Here is a 21,842-nt window from a genome sequence, read left to right on the forward strand (position 1 = left end):
TGGCTGGTCTTTATAGCGGTTTTAATCTGTATGGGTGCATTTCTCTTTTATGCCTCTTACAGCATTCGTTCAGGAGTATATGTGAAAGCTTTGTGCCGGGGAAACACCGATAAGCGCGTTGTTTGCTTGACCTTCGACGACGGCCCCGATCCCCAATATACGCCGCAGGTGCTCGATGTACTGAAAAAGTATCAGGTGCAGGCTGCCTTTTTTTGCATCGGGGCGAAGGTACGCGAAAATCCTGCCGTAATGAGACGCATCGCATCGGAGGGGCATCACGTCGGAAATCATTCTGACAGTCATTCATGGAAATTCCCGTTTCTTTCGCGGAAAAAGATGCGTTGGGATGTGTCGTTGTGTGAAGACTCTTTACTGTCACATGCAGGGCCGATTCTTACTTTTCGCCCTCCTTTTGGCGTGACAAATCCGACAGTTGCTTGGTTGGTGGACGATATGCTATATACAATAATAGGTTGGAGTATCCGTTCTTTTGATACGCGGGGAGAGTCGGAAGATAAAGTGTTTCGTCGGATAATAAAACAGATAGAGCCGGGTTCCGTTATCCTTTTACACGACCGTATGCCGGGTGCAGCTTCTCTGCTAACCCGTTTGCTGGAACATTTGAAGACAATAAATTACGAGGTTATTCCTTTGGATAAAATGTTTGATATACCTGATCCGTATGGAAAAGAAGATGAATAAATATATATATACATTCCTGTTGGTGGTTTTTTGTCTGCCGTTAGCTGCACAGAAAGACTTAACCCCGCTGGCATCCGTTACCGCGTTTCAGGAACGGCTGAAAAAGGAAGCAGCGTCGCTTTCTTCCATTGAAAGCGACTTCACGCAGGAGAAATTTCTGGATGTCTTTAATGAGAAGATCGTATCGAAAGGCCGTTTCTATTATAAGCAGGAGAATATGATCCGGATGGATTACACCTCTCCGATAGATTATCAGATCATTATAAACGGGCAGAAGCTGAAGATCGTTTCCGAAGGGAAAAGCAATGTAGTCAACCTCGGTTCCAACCAGATGATGAACGAGATGAAAGGAATGCTGGCAGCCTGCATGATCGGCGACCTGACAGTGATGTCGTCGGCTTACCGGCTGGAATATTATGAATCCCCTTCCCTTTATGTGGTGAAGATCCGTCCGGTTTCCAAGAGCGTACAGGCTTATATCTCGGAGATCATCATTTCGATAGATAAGAAAGATATGTCTGTACAGACTCTGCGTTTGTCGGAGAATGCAAAGGATTATACGGAATATCATTTTACGAACCGGAAATACAATACGCTGACCAGTGATGAAAAGTTTGTTATCCGCTAGTCTCTGCTTGTTGCTGGTCTGTTGTTCGTGTGCCCCCTCTATCACACGTGAATGCCGGAAAGGGGAAACTGTGTCCGCTACGAAAGGGCAATTCCCACCTATGATAGATGCTTCTTCCCGCCTGTGTAAATACAATATGACGATCGACTTTATGCGGAAGCACTTCAGTGGGCTGTTATTGGTGAAGAAGACGGAGACGGGCACGTACCGTACGCTGTTCAGTACGCATTTCGGACTGAGTCTTTTCGACCTGGAGATCGGTTCGGATAGTCTGACGGTACATCACTGCATCGAACCGTTGAATAAGAAAAAGATACTGTCTCTGTTCTATCGCGACTTCTCGGTCCTTTTCGGTTTGAACATACCGCCGGAAAATAAGGCGATTGTTTATAACTGCACCAATCCACAGACAGATATCGTATATAAGCTATCCACTCCCGGCTTCAACGGTTATTACCGGATAGACGGTGTGGAAAATCGTATGCGGGAGATCAAACTCGGTTCCGGCCTGCGCAAAACCACTTTCCGCTCTTTCCCGGACAGTTCCGGACAGGAAACGATCCGTATCAGGCATACGGGGTTGAAGCTTTCCATCGGGTTGGATGTGTTGAATTAAGAAATTCTTCATCATTCTGATTATCTGAGGAAAGGGATATTGTATAGCAAGGGTTAATACCTTCAAAAAGATTCGAAACTGACCAACATAATAGAAAAACTTCCCTACCTTTGTCACACTAAATGCATATTGGAAAGGGATGTTGACTAACTTTTATACGATAGAAGCTATTGCAGAACAAGGCGGGGAATATAATTGTACGATCCGGTTGAATCCGCGACATGATGTTTATAAAGGGCATTTTCCGGGTATGCCGGTGGTTCCCGGCGTTTGTATGCTTCGTATAATTAAGGAATGCATGTCGACAATCTTAGATACCCCGGTTCGTTTTCAGACAGTAACCAGTTGCAAGTTCCTTTCTGTGGTAAATCCATCGGAGCAGGAGTTGCTGGACTTTATATTTTCATTGAAGGATTCAAACAGGCTACAGGTTACAGCTAATGCAGGCGGAGTAACTGTGCTGAAACTAAAAGCAACGATTGTGGCAGAGTAACGACTTATAAATGGTAACAAATACTACACATACATTTCCGGAATATCATCAGCAGGAAAGTCGATCGGTTATTGTGATCCCGACCTATAATAACGGGGGGACACTCGGTCAGGTACTGACAGATGTATTGGCTTATTCATTTCCTGTCATAGTGGTGAATGACGGTTCTACGGATAATACGTTGGAGGTTCTGAAAGGATTTCCCGGGATACGTGTAATCAGTTATCCTGACAACCAGGGAAAAGGATATGCCTTGAATACCGGATTGAAGGCTGCTACGGAAGCCGGTTACCGTTATGCGATTACCCTTGATTCGGATGGGCAGCATTATGCGGATGATATACCTGTTTTCTTGAAAGAAATAGCCCTTTATCCCGATAGTTTGCTGATCGGAGCCCGTAATCTGGCTTCCGATAACATGCCCGGGAAAAATACCTTCGCCAATAAATTCTCTAATTTCTGGTTTACACTGGAGACAGGCATCCGGCTGTCGGATACGCAGTCGGGCTTTCGGCTTTATCCTTTGCACAAGCTGAAGAAGATGCATCTTTTCACTACGAAATATGAATATGAACTGGAAATAATCGTACAGGCTGCTTGGAGGAATATACGGGTGGCGAATGTACCGATAAAGGTGTATTATCCGCCGGCTGGGGAAAGGATCAGCCATTTTCGTCCGTTGCGCGACTTTACGCGTATCAGTTTGCTGAACTCGGTGCTCGTCTTGATCGCCTTGTTATGGTACTGGCCGTGGAAATGTGTGCGGAGTGTGACGAAAGAGAATGTGAAAAAGTTTGTCTCTAAGAATATTACGCATTCCGCAGAGTCGAATTTGCGGATCGCGTTGGCGGTCATGTTCGGCGTGTTCATGGGGATTGTTCCGATCTGGGGATATCAGATGATCGTTGCCGGGGTGTTGGCGCATTTGATGGGATTGAACAAGGTCATTACCATTGTGGCCTCGAATATCAGTATCCCGCCCATGATTCCTTTTCTGCTGTTTGGCAGTTATGTGACGGGTGGCTGGGTGCTGGATCAGCCTGTGACGCTGACGTTGCACGAGGTTACTTTTGATACGATCAAAGATTCGCTGCTGCAATATCTGGCCGGGAGTATGGTTTTTGCCGTTATCTGCGGATTGCTGGCCGGCTTTGTTTGTTTAACGTTGCTTTCGTTGTTCAGGAAACCTGAACGTATTGCCGGATGAGTAAGTTGTTTATTCATATATATAATTATCTGGAACGCCATACGGCTCTCCGTTACCTGTTACTGGCCGGTAGCTTTCTGCTGATGCTTTTCTTCGCCGTACAGGTAAAATTTGAGGAAGACGTAACCCGTTTCTTTCCTGATACGCAGGATGCGAGGAGTACGGAGATCGTTTTTCAGAACCTGAAAGTCAAAGACAAGATCATCGTTATGTTGTCGTCTGCCGACACTGTTTCCGGTGCGGTTCCGTCCGATCGGCTGATCGAGGCGGGTGACTTGCTGAAAGACAGTTTGCTGGCTGAGGCCGGTTCCGAATACATCACGGATATATTCTCGGAAGTGGATGAGAATATGATCGGGAAAGTGACAGATTTCATTTATGATAATCTGCCGGTTTTCCTGACGGAGGACGATTATGCCCGCATGGATTCTGTACTGACGGTCGATGGGATAGAACGCCGTATGCGTAGTAATTATCTGCATTTACTATCTCCTGCGGGAGTCGCTTTGAAAAGTATATTACCCCGTGACCCGGTAGGGCTGGGGACTACCTCGCTGGAAAAGTTGCGCGATTTCCAGATGACGGCTAATTATGAGATCTATGACGGGCATATCTTTTCGAGGGATATGTCTACCCTGCTGCTTTTTATTACTCCGCATTACGGGACGGGAAGTACCGGGAAGAATGAGTTCCTGATCGATACGATCGAGAAGCAGCTAAGGGAGACGATGGACAGGTATCCCGGCGTGAAAGCAGAGTATTTCGGCGGGCCGTCGGTCGGTGTATATAATGCCCGGCAGATCAAGTCGGATACGATGCTGACGATGACGATCGCGCTGATTATCATCATTGTTTTTATCACGTTGGTATTCAAGAGCCGTTCGGCGGTGATCCTGATTATATTGCCGGTATTGTACGGGGCTGTGTTTTCGCTGGCTCTGATCTATTTCCTGAAAGGGTCTGTCTCGGCTATTGCTATCGGAGCAGGGGCGGCGGTGTTTGGGGTGGCACTGAGTTATTCCATTCATGTGCTGTCGCATTTTAATCATGTTTCGTCTATCCGGCAGTTGATCGAGGAGCTGGCTTATCCGCTTACTGTGGGTAGTTTTACGACGGTCGGCGCTTTCTTCGGGTTGGTTTTCACCAGTTCCGATTTGTTGCGTGACTTTGGGCTGTTCTCATCGTTGGCGCTGATTGGAACCACCTTCTTCTGTCTGGTGTTCCTGCCGCATTTCCTGAAAGTGAAGGAAGGGCATGAGGAGTCGGGGAGGGTTCTCCGTTTTATTGAGAAGATTAACGGGTATGCGTATGAAAAGAATAAGCCGTTGGTTATTACGATCGTAGTTGTCTTCTTTGTGTCTCTTTATATGTCGGGGAAGGTGACGTTCGACAGTAATATGATGAACCTGAGTTTTGAGCCGGCTAACCTGAAGGCGGCCGAACAACGTTTGAACGACCTGTTCCAGTCGGATAATAAAACGACGCTTTTCGTATCGGTCGGAAGCACCCCCGATGAGGGGCTACGGCATTATGCCGAAACGAACCGTAAACTGGATTCGTTGAAAGCAGAGGGCAGGATCAAAGAATTCGCTTCTGCTGAAAAGATATTTATCCCTTATGCGGAACAACAGCGCCGTATTGAACGCTGGAATAGTTATTGGACGGAGGGACGGAAAACGCAGGTAAGGGAGGATATTAAAAACGGGGCTGCGAAGTACCATTTCCGCGAAGATACCTTCCATGATTTCTTTGCCCTTCTAGATAAACAGTATCTTCCCTGTGACTTTACTGCGGGTGATTCTTCTTTACCTCTATTGGACAGTTGGGTTTCTTCAGCTGATTCCCTGTCTATGTTTATTACACAGGTACGTCTGAATGAGGAGGATAAAGAGACTGTCTACGACCGTTTTGCGGGTAATGACGGATTGGTGATTTTTGATCGCGGGTATTTTGCCAATAAATGGGTGTCTGCCATTAACGACGACTTTTACCTGATACTGTATATCTCTTCGTTCCTTATCTTCTTTGCTTTGCTGATCTCCTATGGACGGATCGAACTGACCTTGATGACTTTTACGCCGATGGCTGTCAGTTGGGTGATTATCCTGGGGTTGATGGCGGCTACCGGAACGCAGTTCAATATCGTGAATATTATCCTTTCCACCTTTATTTTCGGCTTGGGGGATGATTTCAGTATCTTTATTATGGACGGCCTGCAACAAGAGTACCGGACGGGGAAGAAGATGCTGACTTCCCATAAGACGGCTATATTTTTCTCTTCATTCACTGCTGTAGTGGGGCTGGGGGTACTGGTCTTTGCCAAACATCCGGCATTACAATCCATTTCGGTGATCTCGATCCTGGGAATGATCTCCGTGGTGCTGGTGTCTTACACTATTCTACCGATTCTGTTCCGCTTCTTTATCTCCGGGCCGGCATCGAGGGGTAATTTCCCTTATACGCTCTCCGGATTGCTGGTTACAGTCTGGTTCTTCGGGTTGTTCGTTGTCGGTTGCCTGTTGATGATGGGGGTTGCCCTTCTGCTGGTATTGCTTCCGGTGAAGCGGCGGAAAAAGAAGCAAGTGTTCAGCCGGATCATGATGTATATGTTGCGTATCTTCCTGAAAGCGGCCTGGATTGCCCGGCGTGAGAATATCAATCCGGGTAATGAAACGTTTGAGAAGTCGGCGGTGATCATTGCCAACCATCAGTCTTTTGTCGATATCCTGGTGATGCTCTCACTGGCTCCTAAGCTGGTGATGGTGACGAATAGGTGGGTCTGGCATTCTCCTGTCTTTGGAAAGATCGTACAGTATGCCGACTTTGTACAAACGGAAGATGGGTACGAAAAGGTATTGCATCATCTTCGGGACAAGGTGGCGCAGGGATATTCCGTTGTTGTTTTCCCCGAAGGGACACGTTCGGCCGATTGCCAGGTGCATCGTTTCCACAAAGGGGCTTTCTATCTGGCGGAGAAATTGCAGTTGGATATACTTCCGGTAGTTCTTTACGGAACCGGAATGATCATTTCGAAACGGCAGCCTTTCTATGTAAAACGGGGAGTGTTATGCACCCGGATATTACCGCGTATTTTGTATACGGATGCGAGTTACGGAGTCACTTACCAGGAACGTTCCAAAGCGATAGCTAAAACTTTCCGCAGGGCTTATCAGGAGACTTGTGATATTTATTCAAATCCGGGGAACCCGTATTTCTACCGGCAGTTGGTGGCTAACTATATTTATAAGGGCCCGGTGGAAGAATGGTATATCCGTATCAAAGTCCGTATGGAGGATAAGTATGACTTTTTTAACCGGATTGTTCCGCGCAGAGCCCGGATTACGGATATCGGTTGTGGCCTGGGGCCTTTGTCCTATATGCTTGCGATGCTTTCCGGAGAGCGAACGGTACTGGGGATCGATTATGATGCGGATAAGATTGCCGTAGCTAATCATAATTTCTCCCGGAATGAGCGTATACGCTTCGTTTGTGCCAATGTTGCAGACTATGATCTGCCGGAAAGCGATGTGTTTGTTATGAATGATATGCTCCATTATATGGATTATCCGTCACAGGAACGGTTGCTTGAAACCTGTATCGGCAAGTTGTTGCCGGGTGGTATGCTGATTATCCGTGACGGGGATGCCGGAGGAACGACAAAGCACCGTGTGACGCGGTTTACCGAATTACTTTCCACCCGTTTGCTGGAATTTAACAAGAGGGAGAATGACCTCTGTTTTCCGACGCATGAACAGTTTATCCGTGTAGCGGAACGTTTTCATCTGGAGATAGAGCAGCGGGCAAACGACCGCTTTACTTCCAATATGATCTATATCCTGAGAAAGAAGGAGGTCGCTTATGAATGATAACCGGTATGATGTTATTATCATAGGAAGCGGATTAGGCGGCCTGGCTTGCGGTGTAACGTTGAGCAAGGAAGGGTATAATGTCTGTGTGCTTGAAAAGAATGCTTTGCCTGGCGGTTGTTTTCAATCCTTTAAACGATATGGCAGGGTATTGGATACCGGTATTCATTATATCGGGAGTATGGATGAAGGGGAGATCATGCGGCAATACTTCACTTATTTCGGTATCATGGATAAGCTGAAGATGAGGCGGATGGATGAGGTGGCTTTTGATGTGATCTGTTATCAGGATAAATTCTATCCTTTTGCTATGGGGCATGAACGGTTTGCCGAGACATTGACCCGTGAGTTTCCGAAAGAGAAAGAGGCGCTCAAACGTTATGTTGGTTTGCTGGATAGTGTGGGGCGTTCTATCAGTGTGGAGCAGTTGCGGAAAGGCAAATTGTCATCCGGGAATATGGATAACTTTTATATCTCCGCCTGGGAGCAAATCAGGGAAATCACTTCAGATACAACCTTACAACAGGTTTTATCCGGCAGTGTATTACTTTATGGGGGCGATCAGTCGGTTTCTACCTTCTATCATCATGCCATTATTACAAATTCTTATTTGCAGGGAGCCTGGCGTTTTGTAGATGGGAGTATGCAGGTGGTGGATGCGATGGTGAATGTGATCCGTCAAAATGGAGGGACGGTGCTGACTGGTGCGGAAGTAAGTAAACTATGCCTGTCCGGAAATGAGATACAAGCAGTGGAAATCAACCGGGCGGAAAGATTGGAATCCCGGTATGTGATATCTTCCCTGCATCCTTTCAATACATTGAATTTGGTGGAGAAATCGCCGCTCATACGGAAAGCGGCTTTATCCCGTTTGGAGCATCTGCCTAATTCGTATGGGCTGTTCTCTGTCTATCTGCTTCAGAAGCGGGGGACGACTCCGTATAGTAACCGGAACTTCTTTTTATTGGGCGATCAGAATGCCTGGTATAATACCGGACACAAGGAAGATACCCGGATCAATACCTGTATGGTTTCGATGCAACCTTCTTCCGTCTTGGAGCAGTACACGGATGTGATCTGCCTGCTTTCGCCTATGTATCTGTCGGAAGTACAAGCCTGGGAAAATACAACTGTCGGGCAGCGTGGCTCCGATTACGAGCAGTTCAAATTAGATAAAGCGCAGCAGTTGATCGCTTTTGCCGAACGCTATTGTCCCGGTATATCACTGAACACGGAGAAGATCGTAACGACTACGCCGCTCTCTTACCGCGATTATACCGGAACCCCGGAAGGTTCGGCCTATGGGATTATGAAGAATTATAATAATCCGTTGACTACCCTGATCCCGACGCGTACGCGCATCCCTAACCTGTTCCTGACCGGACAGAGTCTGAATGTACATGGTGCTTTGGGGGTGACTTTGACCTCTATGCTGACTTGTACGGAATTAGTGGGTTCGGAATACCTGGCCCGTAAAATAGGAGAAGCCTGATATGAAGATAAAGAAAATACTGAAATACCTCGTCCTGTCCTTTATTAGTCTCATTGGATTGATAGTGGTTGTTTCGTCTGCTCTCTACCTGACTGCGGATATGAAGCAACCGGTAATAGATATGAACACCCTACCGGATTATCCGTTGATAAAAACGGATAGTTTACGCACCTATGGCCCTAATCATCTGCGGCAAAGTAAAAGCGGTTTGTGGGAGTTATCGGTGCAGGGAAGTCCTGCCGAGCGGGGAGTGGCTTTCGGGAAGCTGGCGGAAGATTTGTTGCATTATCAGGAAGAGGTCTTTGTCGATCAGATACGCCAGATCATTCCTTCAGACAGTTATCTGAAGTTCCTGCGTTTCTTCCTGATCCTCTTTAACCGTAATCTGGGTGAGTATATACCGGAAGAATACAGGACGGAGATTTATGGAATATCTCTTTCCTGTTCCCATGAATATGATGCGATCGGAACTCCTTATGAGCGTCAGTTGAATTATCATGCGGCGCATGACATCGGCCATGCCATGCAGGACTATATGCTGGTCGGATGCAGCTCTTTCGGTGTTTGGGGAGATGAAAGTGCGGACTCTACTTTACTGATCGGGCGTAATTTTGACTTTTATGTAGGGGATGATTTTGCCCGTAATAAACTGATCTCTTTTTATCAGCCTTCCGCCGGGTATCGTTTTGCTTCTGTCGGTTGGGCGGGAATGACCGGAGTATTGTCGGGTATGAACGAAACGGGACTGACTGTGACGATCAATGCAGCCAAATCAACGATGCCGGTATCGGCTGCTATGCCTATCTCCCTACTGGCACGTGAGATATTGCAGTATGCTTCTACGATAGAGGAGGCTTATGCGATTGCACAGAAGCATAAAACCTTTGTCGCGGAGTCTCTGCTGATCGGTTCGGCGAAAGATGGTAAAGCGGCTATTATTGAGAAATCGACCGATAAGATTGCTCTTTTCTATTCGGGAACAAACCGGATTATCTGTACAAACCATTACCAGTCGGATACTTTTAAAGAAGATGCCCGTAACAAGGAAAATATAGCTACCTCCGACAGCCCTTACCGACAGGCCCGGCTGGATGAATTATTAAGTGATAATCTCCCGGTAGATCCATCGAAAGCGGCTTCCATACTGCGTAACCGCTTTGGAGAAGAGGGAAAAGAGATCGGATTGACCAATGAAAAGGCGATCAACCAGTTTATAGCCCACCACTCTGTCATCTTTGAACCTGCTAATCGCTTGATGTGGGTATCGACTGCTCCCTGGCAACTGGGTGAATATGTGGCCTATGATCTGAATAAGATATTTGCTCATCCCACTGATACGGGAGAGTTACGGATCGATAGTCTTTCATTGCCGGCGGATACCTTGTTGGATAGTCCGGTCTATCGGCAATTGTTGACTTATAAGAATTTGGCGAAGGATATTCGTCATAGTATCGGTAGTCATACTCCCCTTGATGAAGCTTTGCTGGATGAGTTTATAGCATCAAATCCCGAGTTCTACTATTCCTGGCAGTTGGTCGGCGATTATTATCAGGCATTTGGTGCGGAAGATAGAGCGATCCTCTCCTGGCAGACCGCTTTAACAAAAGAAATTCCTAAAGAAGAGGAGCGTACGGCTCTACAAGAGAAAATAAAATAATGAACGATATGGATAAGTATAGTGCTATACAATTTAAAACCCCGGCAGAGATAAAGGCTTATCAGGAGTTTCGACTGGCCGGTGAGTTGGAATACCTGAATAATCATTCCGTATTTTATCAACGCATGTTCAGAGAAGAAGGGATCGATATTTCCCATATCCGGACATTAGAGGACTTGCAGCAACTGCCGGTCACGACAAAAACAGACCTGCAACTGCATAATGACGATTTTATTTGTGTAGACAAAGCGGATATAATTGATTACGTAACGACTTCCGGAACGTTGGGTGATCCGGTGACATTTGTTCTCACCGGTGACGATCTGGACAGGTTATCTTATAATGAATATTTATCGTTCACGACTGCCGGCTGTACGAAGCAAGATGTCATGCAGTTGATGACAACGCTCGACCGGCGCTTTATGGCCGGCTTGGCTTATTATATGGGTGCCCGTGAACTGGGAGCCGGCGTGGTGCGTGTCGGTAATGGAATACCGGAATTGCAATGGGATACGATCCATCGGATACATCCTTCTTTCTGCATGGTTGTCCCTTCTTTTCTGGTCAAACTGATAGAATATGCGGAAGCCAACGGGATCGATTATAACAATTCTTCCATACGGAAAGCGATTTGTATCGGTGAAGCCTTACGCAATCCGGATTTCTCCCTGAACACTCTGGGACAGCGTATCCATGAGAAATGGAGTACTCCTTTGTTGCAGTCTACGTATGCTTCAACAGAAATGCAGTCTTCTTTTACGGAATGCGAGGCCTGTCGGGGAGGACATTTGCAGCCGGAACTGATCATTGTAGAGTTTCTGGATGATAAGAACCAACCTGTAGCCGAAGGAGAAGCCGGTGAGGTCACTATCACTACATTGGGGGTTAGAGGAATGCCTTTGTTACGCTTTAAGACGGGCGATATCTGTTATCACTATACGGAACCTTGCTCCTGCGGACGGAATACGGTGAGGCTGAGTTCTGTGTTGGGTCGCAAAGGGCAGATGATAAAATATAAAGGAACAACCCTTTATCCGCCTGCTTTATATGATATCCTCGATAATATTCCCGGCGTAAAGAATTATGTAGTGGAAGTATATACGAACGATCTCGGTACCGATGATATTTTGATCCGGGTAGGAAGCGACAGGCAAACAGAAGCTTTTGCCAAGCAAATCAAGGATCTGTTCCGTTCAAAAGTACGGGTGGCGCCTACCATTCAGTTTGCTTCCCCTGACTATGTGGCTAAAATTCAGATGCCCCAGATGAGCAGGAAAGCAATTAAATTTATAGATTTGCGATAATTTAGTACTAATTTAAAATGTAATCGTATGAAACAGTTGATGGTATTGATGTTTTTATTCCTGACAAGCCTTGTAAATGCGCAGGATAAAACAAATTTGAAGGATATAGACAAACTGACATTTTTTGGTGTGGACTTTTCTATGGCTAAAGTGTACGGTGCTGATGAGACGACGGAACAGTTCAAGGATGCTTTCTATGGTATAAATACGCTATTCCAGCGCGAGCCGAAAAAGTATGATACGGCTAAGGCCTTTGACGCTGCTGTAACAACCGATCTGGAAACTTCTCAGAATCTTATCGAGCAGATAAAGAAAGCTGATCTTTTTACCAGTGACGATAGTTATCAATTGATTGGTGACGAAATAGCGGAACATATCCGTCAGTTTAATACCGGAAATGCTCAGGGATATGGCGCAGTTTTCATTGCGGGGCTGCTTAACAAAGGAAAGACACAGGCTACTTACAATGTCGTTGTGTTCGATATCGCCACCAAAGACATTATTTTTAACAGGCAGTTTACTGAAAAAGCCAGAGGCTTCGGACTTCGTAACTACTGGGCTTATCCGGTTTATAAAATATTGAATAAGGTAAAAAAGATCAAGTGAATCTAATTGATTTACAGATAAATGAAAAATGACATCAGTGTGACATTGGTGTCATTTTTTTGTCAGCTAAATATCAGTCGTTTTTTAATATAATTCTAATCTCTTCAATACAATTTATAGAGTGTTAGGGCGTTGGTATTAAACGTAAATGCTTACCTTTGCGGCCGACTGTCTGTGTTAGGATAGCTTTTTTAGACAATTAATTATCACACTTTATACAAACGTATGAGAAAGTATAAACTAATCAACAACGTGTTGGGATGGGTCGTATTTCTGATCGCAACCACCGTTTATTTGATGACGATCGAACCCACTGCCAGCTTCTGGGATTGTGGTGAGTTCATCTCTTCTGCCTTTAAACTGGAAGTAGGACACCCGCCCGGAGCACCGTTCTTTATGCTGACGGCCAACCTGTTCACACAGCTTGCGTCGGACACTTCCACAGTAGCTAAAATGGTCAATTCTATGTCGGCACTGTTCAGTGGGCTGACTATCCTGTTCCTGTTCTGGAGTATTACCCACCTGGCCCGTAAGATCATGGTGAACGAGGAGAATGAAATTTCTCTGGGTACAATGATCACTATCATGGGTAGCGGTCTGGTAGGAGCTTTGGCTTATACCTTTAGCGATACTTTCTGGTTCAGTGCGGTAGAAGGTGAAGTATATGCTTATTCTTCCCTGTTCACAGCCCTGGTATTCTGGTTGATCCTGAAGTGGGAAGAGGCGGCCGACCGCCCTCATGCCGACCGTTGGATCGTACTGATCGCTTACCTGATGGGGCTGAGTATCGGTGTCCACCTGCTGAACCTGTTGTGTATCCCGGCGATCGTGCTGGTTTATTACTATAAGAAATTCCCGAATCCGACGATGAAAGGTACCATCTATGCATTGTTGGTTTCGTTCGCAATCGTAGGACTGATGATGTATGGTGTCGTACAGGGACTGGTTGAGGTATGCGGTTATTTCGAACTGCTGTTCGTCAACGTACTCGGAATGCCTTACAACTCGGGTGTATTTGCTTATGTATTTGCTCTGTCCGGTGTACTGATATGGGCTATCTGGGAGACGATGCGCGACGAGATCAATCCGACACGTATGAAGATCGCCTTTATCCTGGCCGTTGTACTGGTAGGTGTTCCGTTCATCGGTAGCGGTTATGTATTGGCCGTTATCCTGACGGCTGCGTTGAGCGCTTATCTCTTCATGAGCAAGAAAGTTAATATCAAGCTGCTGAATACGATACTGGTCTGCCTGATGGTAATCGTTGTCGGTTATTCATCTTATGCACTGACTATGATCCGTGCTACCGCCGATACGCCTATGAACCAGAATGCGCCGAGCGATATCTTCACCCTGCGTTCGTATCTGGCCCGTGAACAGTATGGTAAAACCCCGCTGCTCTACGGACAGACATTTGCTTCGGAAGTGAAGCGCGAAAACCAAGGTGGTAACTGTTCTCCTGTAACCAAGGAAGGTGAAGCCGTTTGGAGCCGCGTGATCAAACAAGATCCGAACGAGAAAGATAAGTATTATGTTTCCCGTCACGACGTTGAATATGAATATGTAGACGAGTTGAGTATGCTCTTCCCGCGTATGTACAGTAATGTGGATGCCCATGTGGGAGCTTATAAGGAATGGTCGCAATTCAAGGGAGAGCCCGTGAAGTTTAACCGTTGTGGAGAGAATGTGACGGTGATGAAACCGACCTTTGCCGAGAATCTCCGTTACTTCTTCGCTTACCAGCTCAACTTCATGTACTGGCGTTATTTCATGTGGAATTTCTCCGGACGTCAGAACGATATCCAGGGAAATGGCGAGGTGATGAACGGTAACTGGATCACCGGTATCAAAGCCATCGACGAAGTACTTGTCGGCCCGCAGGATAACATGCCTTATGATATAGCCAATAATAAAGGACACAACGTATACTATATGTTGCCGCTCCTGCTCGGTATTTTAGGTCTGTTGTATCAGGCTTATTCCGGACAGCGGGGTATCCAGAGCTTCTGGATCACTTTCTTCCTCTTCTTCATGACGGGTATTGCCATTGTGCTCTACCTGAACCAGACGCCTTATCAGCCGCGTGAACGAGACTATGCCTATGCAGGCTCCTTCTATGCGTTCTGTATCTGGATCGGGTTCGGTGTCGCGGCACTGGCCAAGTTGATGCGGCAGTATGGCAAGTTGTCTCCGGTAGTGGCAGGCTCTCTCGCAACCGTGCTGTGCCTGTTCGTTCCCATCCAGATGGCTAGCCAGACCTGGGACGACCACGACCGTTCAGGGCGTTACGTTTGCCGCGATTTCGGTGCTAACTACCTGGAATCCTGCGAACCGAATGCCGTGATCTTCACCAACGGTGATAACGATACATTCCCGCTGTGGTATGCACAGGAAGTGGAAGGCATCCGTACCGACGTACGTGTATGTAACACCAGCTACCTGCAAACCGACTGGTATATCGACCAGATGAAGAAGCAGGCTTACGAATCGGCTCCGCTGCCTATCTCCTGGAACCGTGCGGACTATGTGCAGGGTACACGCGATGCGGCTTATGTATTCCCGATGACGGATCAGCCTATCGACCTGAATACAGCGTTGAACTTTGTCCGTAGCAACGATCCGAAGTTCAAGAAGATACCGGGTATCAGCCAGGAACTCGATTATATCCCTTCTGAAACGTTGATCTATAAAGTCGACTCTGCCACAGCAGTAGCCAAAGGCCTGGCAACCGACTCAACCGGTCTGCTGAAGGAAATGACGATCAACCTGAAAGGCAAGAACGCACTGGGCAAACAGGAACTGATGATCCTGGATATGTTGCAGACAAATAACTGGGAACGTCCTATCTATTACGCGATCACTGTCAACCCCGACCAGTTCGTCGGTCTGGACGGCTACTTCGAACAAACAGGTCTGGCTTACCAGATCGTTCCGAAGAATGCCAACAGGGAAACGAACACGGAAAAGATGTATGATAACGTCATGAACAAGTTCAAATGGGGTGGCGTAGACCAGCCGGGCGTTTACATCGACGAGAACGTGATGCGTATGTGTAAGAGCTACCGTATGGCCCTGTTCAACAAACTGGCGGAAGACCTGCTGAAAGAAGGTAAGAACGAGAAAGCATTGAACGTGCTGAACAAGAGCATGGAAGTATTGCCCCCGGAAAATGTGCCGTTGGATTACACGGCTCTTTCTACCGGCGAACTGTATTATGCACTCGATGAAAACGAAAAGGCAGAAGAGGTATTTACCGGAATTGCAGAGAATGCAATGCGTAATATCGATTGGTTCTTCCGTCTGAAACCGTCTCAGCTGGCCTCTGTAACAAGAGAATTGGAACATAACCTGGCCGTTATGCAGCAAGTGCTGGCAGTCAGCAAACATTATAATCCCGAATTTGCAACTAAGTATCAGGAAGAGTTTGACAACTATCGGATGGCTTACGGTTCGGTTCGTGGGAATAAGTAATATATGTTTATAGAACAACCACCCTGGTTTTACAGGGTCCTGTTTCCAGGGGTAATCTGGCGGATACCGGCCAAGGAGAAGTGTGTATATCTCACCTTCGACGACGGCCCTATTCCCGAGGTTACCCCTTGGGTCTTGGATATACTCGATAAATATGGTGTGAAGGCTACCTTCTTCTGTGTAGGAGATAACGTCCGTAAGCATCCTGATATCTATCAGATGGTGCTCGACCGCGGACACAGGGTAGGCAATCACACCTTTAACCATATCCAGGGACTTCAATACTGGACGAAAAACTATCTGGATAACATCGAGAAGGCCGCCGGATATATCCATAGCGACCTCTACCGTCCGCCGCACGGTCATATGCGTTTCCCCCAGGTAGTTGCTCTACGAAGGAAGTACAAGATCATCATGTGGGATGTCGTCACCCGCGATTACAGTCCCCATATGACCCCGAACGGTGTCTTCAATGTGGTAAAGAACTATACCCGCAACGGCTCCGTCATCGTCTTCCACGATTCCCTCAAAGCCGAAACGAACATGCGCGAAGCCATGCCCCGCGCCATCGAATGGCTGCAAAAGGAAGGATATACGTTTAAGGTGTTTGAATAATCTGTCATGGCGGACTTGTCCACCCAAATAAAGAACAAAGCCAACCAACTGGGCTTCGATGCCTGCGGAATAGCCGAAGTAGCTTCCGCAGACACCGAAGCTTTGTTTTTTGACCGGTGGATAGCCGAAGGCTGTCATGCCGGCATGAAGTATATGGAGAACTACCGCGACATCCGTCTCAATCCGGTAGGATTGGTGGAAGGTGCCCGTTCCGTTATCTCCGTCGCCCTTAATTATTACCCGGCCGTGAAGCAATCGCCCGATGCCCCCCGCATCTCCTATTACGCTTACGGAAAAGACTACCACCTCGTAGTAAAAGACAAACTGCGCCAACTCTGGCAATACATCACAGACCTTGTCCCCGTGCTCGACACGGGGTCGCAAGCGAACAGGCCGGATCAATCGGATATTCATACGGATCACCCTTCTGTCGCCCGTATCTTCACCGACTCCGCCCCTATTCTCGAACGCTACTGGGCATGGAAAGCCGGTCTCGGCTGGATCGGGAAGAACACCAACCTGATCATCCCCGGCAAAGGTTCTTTCTTCTTCCTCGGCGAGATCGTCACGACACTGGAGTTGGATTATGACCACCCCCAAGCGAACCGTTGCGGCTCCTGTCGCCGTTGTCTCGACGCCTGTCCGACCGGAGCCCTCGAACGCCCCGGCCATCTCGATGCCGGTAAATGCCTTTCCTACCTCACCATCGAGCATAAAGGCGATATCCCTACCGAACAGGCCGCCCGTCTGGGCAATCGCCTCTACGGTTGCGACACCTGTCAGGAAGTCTGCCCCTGGAACCGTTTCGCCCGTCCCACCCGCGAAGCTGCTTTCCATCCCACGCCCGACTTCCTTTCCCTTCAAAAAGAGAGCCTGCAAGACTTTACCCGTGAAGATTATAATCGTATCTTTGCCAAGTCGGCTGTTAAGCGGGCGAAATATGAAGGGCTGATCCGTACAATCAGCAATAAAAAGGATATCAACAACAAATAAACATACACCATGAGAAGAACATTCAACCTCCTGCTCCTCTCTTTCCTCTGTACCCTGGCAGCCTTTGCCGCTCCGGGCGAACTGAAAGAGAAGCTCGCTTCCCTCAAAGGGATCAGTAACATCGAACAACTCGAATCGGATGTCTATCCGGAAAAGTACCTGGTACGCATCACCCAACCCGTAGACCCGAAAGATCCTTCGGCCGGTACATTTACCCAGCGTGTCGTTGTGGGCCATGTCGGTTTCGACCGTCCTACCGTGATCGTGACCGAAGGATACGGCGGCGCTTACGCCCTCAACCCCAAATACCAGGAAGAGCTGACCAAACTGCTCGACGCTAACCTGATCTTCGTCGAATACCGTTACTTCCTCGAGTCGACCCCCGAACCCTGTAACTGGGATTACCTGACTGCCGAGAACTCCGCCTACGACCTGCATAACGTCAACCGGACATTCCGCCAGCTCTACACCGGCAAATGGATCAGCACCGGTATCAGCAAGGGCGGCCAGACCACCATGCTCTACCGTGCCTTCTTTCCCGACGATGTGGATATCTCCGTCCCGTACGTCGGCCCGCTGTGCAAAGGTGTTGAAGACGGCCGTCACGAACCGTTCCTGCGCAAGGTAGGTACCAAGAAGGAACGCCGTAAGATAGAAGATTTTCAGCAAGAAGTCCTGAAGCGCAAAGCCGATATGCTCCCTCTGCTCGAAGTCTTCTCCAAAGATAAAAAACTGGAATACCGTATTCCGATGGCCGAAGTGCTAGACTATTGTGTACTGGAATATCCTTTCGCCCTCTGGCAATGGGGCACCCCGGTCTCCGTCATCCCTTCATCGAATGCCGACAACGAAACCCTATTCAAACACCTGATGGAGATCAGCAGCCCCGACTACTTTGCCGAGAACCAGCCCAACATCTCCTTCTTCGTACAAGCCGCCCGTGAACTGGGTTACTATGGCTACGACACGAAGCCTTTCCGCAAGTACCTCACCATCGACAGCAGCAAAGGCTATCTTAACCGCATCATGCTCCCCAAAGAGCTGGTCGACAAGATCGAATTCCGCCCGGCTCTCTATCATAAGATCTACGACTTCCTGAAGGACAACGACCCGAAGATGATCTTCATCTACGGAGAGATCGATCCGTGGAGTGCGGCACATGTCCCCGTCTTCAAAGGCAAGAAGAACGAACAGGTCTACTTCCAACCCCGCGGCAGCCACCGTTCGCGTATCGGTAATATGCCGGAAGATATCAAGGAAAAGATTCTGACGCAACTGAACCAGTGGCTGGCGGAATAATTTTTAAGCTACGAATAGCATAGTAGTGCTGACCATCGTAGGACTATAGTGTCAGGTAGGTTAGGATTATAGTGATAGATATCCTATCATTATAGTCCTATTTTTCTATCATACTATTATTAGGAATATCTGAAACTCTTTACAGCCACCCCTGCACCTTATAAACGAACTCCATCCACACCCAATAGCGGATGGCTTTGCCCAGGAACATGGAGATGGCGACGATCCAGACGTTGGCACGGAGGAAACCCAGTGCCACTGCGATAAAGTCGCCGATGCCAGGGAGGAAGACGAAGAAGCCCATCCATGAGCCTTTGCCTGCGATCCAGTCCTGTACCTTTTGCAGCTTTTTGGCATCCAGTTTGAGGTATTTCTCGATCCATTCCACCTTGCCCAACATACCGAGCCAGTAGCAGCTCATGCCGCCGAGGAAGTTCCCCAGGGTGGCGGCAACCATGCAGGGCCAGTAGGACGAACCGGCCAGTAAGACACCCGTCAGTACCACCTCACTGCTGAACGGCAGGATGGTAGCTGCCAGGAAGGAGGCGATGAACACCCCGATATATCCGTATTCTATAAGAAATTCCATAAGCGTAATACCAGGAGAGTTATATAAAGCACAATCGTTGAATAGAAAGTCCAGAAGATGACCTTACCCCGCATCACGGTGAAGAAGTGGGCGATCAATATGGAAGCCGGGATACAGGCTGTCTCCAGAAATTCTTCGGAAACCTGTTCGTAAAGCAGGTAGAGCGCGAAAGCCCATACCGACATGGCGATCAAGAAAGACAGGAACTGGCGCGTACGCAGCACGTCTTCAAACTCATGCGTAATGATGTTGATGGCGGACACGGTTGTCAGCAACGCCATCCAGAGGATACCGATCCAATCGAGCAGGCCGAGCTCCTGGGAGATCAGGAAACGGATCTTAAACAGGGCGGCAAACGGGATCGTGAAGGGTGTAAAGTCGCGGAACCATACGCACCAGCCTAACAGGAACCAGTAGATGGTGCCGATACCCAGCAGGGAGGCCAGGAAAGTACGTATATTCAATGTCCTGAAATTATACATCCCCATCCAGAACAGGGGCAGGAACCAGAGGATATGCACCCACAGGAGACTACCTACACCGATTAGCAGCGCCGCGTTGTAGGCATTGCTTTTGGCCTCGGGATCGTGGTAGGAGGTGAATAGCTGGTAGATAGCCAGGATCAGGCAGAATACGCCCAGCGAAGTGGACTTCAGCGGGAGAAAGTCCGGATTGGTACTAATGAACAGCACATAGAAAAGGAAGGGGAGCAGTGTCTTTTCGCGTATCAACACCAGGATGTAGTTGGCGCGGTGAAGCAGGAAAGCCCCACCGAACATCAGCAGCATACCGATCCCGTAGGTGAAAGCCTTGCCGGGCAGTACCTGGCAGATGGCATTCCATAACGGTGTGGCAGTCACTTCCCCATATACCGGATAACCGACCGAATTCAGATAACTGGCGATCCAGCAGCCGATACATGCCAACAGCACCACAACAAATGTCGTGGTGCCGAATAAGTTATGTCTGCGGGAGTAACTGTATGTACTGTTCATTTTGCTTCCTGTCTGAACCTTTTACAAGTCGAAGCCGATGTCGCTCCGGAAATACTTCTTGTCGAACAGGATCTTCTTTGCTCCGGCGAATGATTTGGCCAGGGCTTCTTCCTTGTTGGCTCCGTAAGAGCTGACGGCGATGACACGGCCACCGTTGGTCAGGATACGGCCGCTGGCGGAGATGGTGCCGGCGTGGAAGAGTATATTGTCGGATGTGATGTCGTCGAGTCCGTAGATGATCTTCTCTTTCTCATACGCTTCGGGGTAACCGCCGCTTACGAGCATGACCGTTACGGCAGCACGCGGGTCGATCGTCAGGGTGCGCTTGTCAAGATCGCCTTCGGCTACGCCTTCCAGCAGGTCTACCAGGTCGCTCTGGATACGGAGCATCACTACTTCCGTTTCCGGGTCGCCCATGCGGCAGTTGTATTCGATCACCTTCGGGTCGTTCTCGTTGATCAGGCCGAGGAAGATGAAACCTTTATAGTCTATGCCTTCCGCTTTCAGCCCTTCGATGGTCGGGCGGATGATCTGTTCTTCCACCTTCGCCATATAAGCGTCGTTGGCAAAAGGAACGGGAGAAACGGCACCCATACCGCCGGTATTCAGACCGGTGTTGCCTTCGCCGATACGTTTATAATCTTTGGCTACGGGGAGCACTTTGTAGTTTGTACCGTCGGTCATGACGAATACGGAGCATTCGATACCTGTCAGGAACTCTTCGATAACGACTGTCTTGCTGGCATCGCCGAACATACCGTTCAGCATGTCGCCCAGTTCCTTTTTCGCTTCTTCCAGTGTTTCGAGGATAAGCACGCCTTTACCGGCTGCCAGTCCGTCGGCTTTCAGCACGTAAGGAGCTTGCAGCGATTCGAGGAAAGCATAACCTTCGGCGATGTTTTCGGCGGTGATGCTCTTGTAACGGGCGGTCGGGATGTTGTGGCGCATCATGAACGCCTTGGCGAAATCCTTGCTGCCTTCCAGCTGTGCACCGGCTTTGGAGGGGCCGATCACCGGGATGCCGGCCAGTGAAGCGTCGTTCTTGAAGAAGTCGTAAACACCTTTTACCAGCGGGTCTTCCGGGCCGACAACTACCATGTTTACGTTGTTTGCCAGTACGAAGTCTTTAATGGCCTGGAAATCGTCTGCTTTGATGTATACGTTGGTTCCTGCCTGTGCAGTACCGGCGTTACCGGGGGCAATGAATAGCTTGTCCACTTTCGGGCTTTGAGCAATCTTCCAGGCTATTGCGTGTTCGCGGCCGCCGGAGCCTAATAGTAATATGTTCATATCTTAATTATTTATATCG

Annotated in this window: 17 protein-coding genes; 14 read left to right on the forward strand and 3 right to left on the reverse strand. The window is 48.2% G+C overall.

The window, feature by feature from the left end:
• Nucleotides 1–30 precede the first annotated feature (30 nt).
• From HMPREF1536_RS09805 to HMPREF1536_RS09870, 14 genes are all read left to right on the forward strand, one after another.
• A complete protein-coding gene (locus HMPREF1536_RS09805; RefSeq protein WP_225607962.1) occupies nt 31–702 on the forward strand; it encodes a polysaccharide deacetylase family protein in 672 nt (223 codons plus the stop codon).
• The gene (locus tag HMPREF1536_RS09810; RefSeq protein ID WP_225607961.1) at nt 683–1,330 is read left to right on the forward strand and encodes a flexirubin biosynthesis/transport protein LolA2; all 648 of its coding nucleotides are present in this window, start codon (nt 683–685) and stop codon (nt 1,328–1,330) included. Before HMPREF1536_RS09805 ends, HMPREF1536_RS09810 begins: the two co-directional genes overlap by 20 nt.
• Nucleotides 1,308–1,946: a flexirubin biosynthesis protein LolB2 gene (locus HMPREF1536_RS26610; protein WP_147337525.1), complete on the forward strand. Its 639-nt coding sequence runs from the start codon at nt 1,308–1,310 to the stop codon at nt 1,944–1,946. The genes HMPREF1536_RS09810 and HMPREF1536_RS26610 overlap by 23 nt, the downstream gene beginning before the upstream one ends.
• 139 nt (nt 1,947–2,085) lie before the next feature.
• Nucleotides 2,086–2,439, forward strand: a complete 354-nt coding sequence (locus HMPREF1536_RS09820; protein WP_028730204.1) for an ApeI family dehydratase — start codon at nt 2,086–2,088, stop codon at nt 2,437–2,439.
• 10 nt (nt 2,440–2,449) lie between these two features.
• Nucleotides 2,450–3,646, forward strand: coding sequence for a DUF2062 domain-containing protein (locus tag HMPREF1536_RS09825; protein WP_028730205.1), 1,197 nt, complete (start codon nt 2,450–2,452; stop codon nt 3,644–3,646).
• A complete protein-coding gene (locus HMPREF1536_RS09830; protein WP_028730206.1) occupies nt 3,643–7,512 on the forward strand; it encodes a trifunctional MMPL family transporter/lysophospholipid acyltransferase/class I SAM-dependent methyltransferase in 3,870 nt (1,289 codons plus the stop codon). Before HMPREF1536_RS09825 ends, HMPREF1536_RS09830 begins: the two co-directional genes overlap by 4 nt.
• Nucleotides 7,505–9,004 (forward strand): phytoene desaturase family protein, encoded by a 1,500-nt coding sequence (locus tag HMPREF1536_RS09835; protein WP_028730207.1) that lies wholly within the window; start codon nt 7,505–7,507, stop codon nt 9,002–9,004. Before HMPREF1536_RS09830 ends, HMPREF1536_RS09835 begins: the two co-directional genes overlap by 8 nt.
• A 1-nt stretch (nt 9,005) precedes the next feature.
• Nucleotides 9,006–10,661, forward strand: coding sequence for a C45 family autoproteolytic acyltransferase/hydrolase (locus HMPREF1536_RS09840; RefSeq protein WP_028730208.1), 1,656 nt, complete (start codon nt 9,006–9,008; stop codon nt 10,659–10,661).
• Between the two features lie 8 nt (nt 10,662–10,669).
• Nucleotides 10,670–11,965 carry a flexirubin biosynthesis putative acyl-CoA ligase FlxY gene (locus HMPREF1536_RS09845; protein ID WP_028730209.1) on the forward strand — a complete coding sequence of 432 codons (1,296 nt, stop codon included), beginning with the start codon at nt 10,670–10,672 and terminating at the stop codon, nt 11,963–11,965.
• A gap of 27 nt (nt 11,966–11,992) precedes the next feature.
• Nucleotides 11,993–12,571, forward strand: a complete 579-nt coding sequence (locus HMPREF1536_RS09850) for a hypothetical protein (RefSeq protein ID WP_028730210.1) — start codon at nt 11,993–11,995, stop codon at nt 12,569–12,571.
• Nucleotides 12,572–12,796: 225 nt separating this feature from the next.
• Entirely contained in the window at nt 12,797–16,042 is a 3,246-nt protein-coding gene (locus HMPREF1536_RS09855; protein WP_028730211.1) for a DUF2723 domain-containing protein, read from the forward strand.
• A 3-nt stretch (nt 16,043–16,045) separates the two neighbouring features.
• Nucleotides 16,046–16,657 carry a polysaccharide deacetylase family protein gene (locus tag HMPREF1536_RS09860; RefSeq protein WP_028730212.1) on the forward strand — a complete coding sequence of 204 codons (612 nt, stop codon included), beginning with the start codon at nt 16,046–16,048 and terminating at the stop codon, nt 16,655–16,657.
• 6 nt (nt 16,658–16,663) lie between these two features.
• On the forward strand, nt 16,664–17,650 hold the full coding sequence (gene queG, locus HMPREF1536_RS09865) for a tRNA epoxyqueuosine(34) reductase QueG (protein ID WP_028730213.1): 987 nt from the start codon (nt 16,664–16,666) through the stop codon (nt 17,648–17,650).
• Between the two features lie 9 nt (nt 17,651–17,659).
• On the forward strand, nt 17,660–18,949 hold the full coding sequence (locus HMPREF1536_RS09870; RefSeq protein ID WP_028730214.1) for an alpha/beta hydrolase family protein: 1,290 nt from the start codon (nt 17,660–17,662) through the stop codon (nt 18,947–18,949).
• Between the two features lie 139 nt (nt 18,950–19,088).
• Here HMPREF1536_RS09870 and HMPREF1536_RS09875 read toward each other — a convergent pair whose 3' ends face one another.
• Genes HMPREF1536_RS09875 through purD form a run of 3 tightly spaced genes read right to left on the reverse strand, consistent with a single transcriptional unit; the run spans nt 19,089 to nt 21,823 of the window.
• Nucleotides 19,089–19,538 carry a YqaA family protein gene (locus tag HMPREF1536_RS09875; protein ID WP_028730215.1) on the reverse strand — a complete coding sequence of 150 codons (450 nt, stop codon included), beginning with the start codon at nt 19,536–19,538 and terminating at the stop codon, nt 19,089–19,091.
• Nucleotides 19,523–20,533: a hypothetical protein gene (locus HMPREF1536_RS09880; RefSeq protein WP_028730216.1), complete on the reverse strand. Its 1,011-nt coding sequence runs from the start codon at nt 20,531–20,533 to the stop codon at nt 19,523–19,525. Before HMPREF1536_RS09880 ends, HMPREF1536_RS09875 begins: the two co-directional genes overlap by 16 nt.
• Before the next feature lie 21 nt (nt 20,534–20,554).
• Nucleotides 20,555–21,823 (reverse strand): phosphoribosylamine--glycine ligase, encoded by a 1,269-nt coding sequence (purD, locus tag HMPREF1536_RS09885; RefSeq protein ID WP_028730217.1) that lies wholly within the window; start codon nt 21,821–21,823, stop codon nt 20,555–20,557.
• Nucleotides 21,824–21,842 lie beyond the last annotated feature (19 nt).

The sequence above is a fragment of the Parabacteroides gordonii MS-1 = DSM 23371 genome, assembly GCF_000969825.1.
Lineage (GTDB): Bacteria > Bacteroidota > Bacteroidia > Bacteroidales > Tannerellaceae > Parabacteroides > Parabacteroides gordonii.

Coding starts and splice junctions, on each gene's coding strand:
- HMPREF1536_RS09805 (WP_225607962.1), top strand. CDS start 31: ATGGGTGCATTTCTCTTTTATGCCTCTTACAGCATTCGTTCAGGAGTA.
- purD (WP_028730217.1), bottom strand. CDS start 21,823: ATGAACATATTACTATTAGGCTCCGGCGGCCGCGAACACGCAATAGCC.
- HMPREF1536_RS09830 (WP_028730206.1), top strand. CDS start 3,643: ATGAGTAAGTTGTTTATTCATATATATAATTATCTGGAACGCCATACG.
- HMPREF1536_RS09880 (WP_028730216.1), bottom strand. CDS start 20,533: ATGAACAGTACATACAGTTACTCCCGCAGACATAACTTATTCGGCACC.
- HMPREF1536_RS09835 (WP_028730207.1), top strand. CDS start 7,505: ATGAATGATAACCGGTATGATGTTATTATCATAGGAAGCGGATTAGGC.
- HMPREF1536_RS09840 (WP_028730208.1), top strand. CDS start 9,006: ATGAAGATAAAGAAAATACTGAAATACCTCGTCCTGTCCTTTATTAGT.
- HMPREF1536_RS09870 (WP_028730214.1), top strand. CDS start 17,660: ATGAGAAGAACATTCAACCTCCTGCTCCTCTCTTTCCTCTGTACCCTG.
- HMPREF1536_RS09860 (WP_028730212.1), top strand. CDS start 16,046: ATGTTTATAGAACAACCACCCTGGTTTTACAGGGTCCTGTTTCCAGGG.
- HMPREF1536_RS09875 (WP_028730215.1), bottom strand. CDS start 19,538: ATGGAATTTCTTATAGAATACGGATATATCGGGGTGTTCATCGCCTCC.
- HMPREF1536_RS09845 (WP_028730209.1), top strand. CDS start 10,670: ATGGATAAGTATAGTGCTATACAATTTAAAACCCCGGCAGAGATAAAG.
- HMPREF1536_RS09855 (WP_028730211.1), top strand. CDS start 12,797: ATGAGAAAGTATAAACTAATCAACAACGTGTTGGGATGGGTCGTATTT.
- HMPREF1536_RS09850 (WP_028730210.1), top strand. CDS start 11,993: ATGAAACAGTTGATGGTATTGATGTTTTTATTCCTGACAAGCCTTGTA.
- HMPREF1536_RS26610 (WP_147337525.1), top strand. CDS start 1,308: ATGAAAAGTTTGTTATCCGCTAGTCTCTGCTTGTTGCTGGTCTGTTGT.
- queG (WP_028730213.1), top strand. CDS start 16,664: ATGGCGGACTTGTCCACCCAAATAAAGAACAAAGCCAACCAACTGGGC.
- HMPREF1536_RS09825 (WP_028730205.1), top strand. CDS start 2,450: ATGGTAACAAATACTACACATACATTTCCGGAATATCATCAGCAGGAA.
- HMPREF1536_RS09820 (WP_028730204.1), top strand. CDS start 2,086: ATGTTGACTAACTTTTATACGATAGAAGCTATTGCAGAACAAGGCGGG.
- HMPREF1536_RS09810 (WP_225607961.1), top strand. CDS start 683: ATGGAAAAGAAGATGAATAAATATATATATACATTCCTGTTGGTGGTT.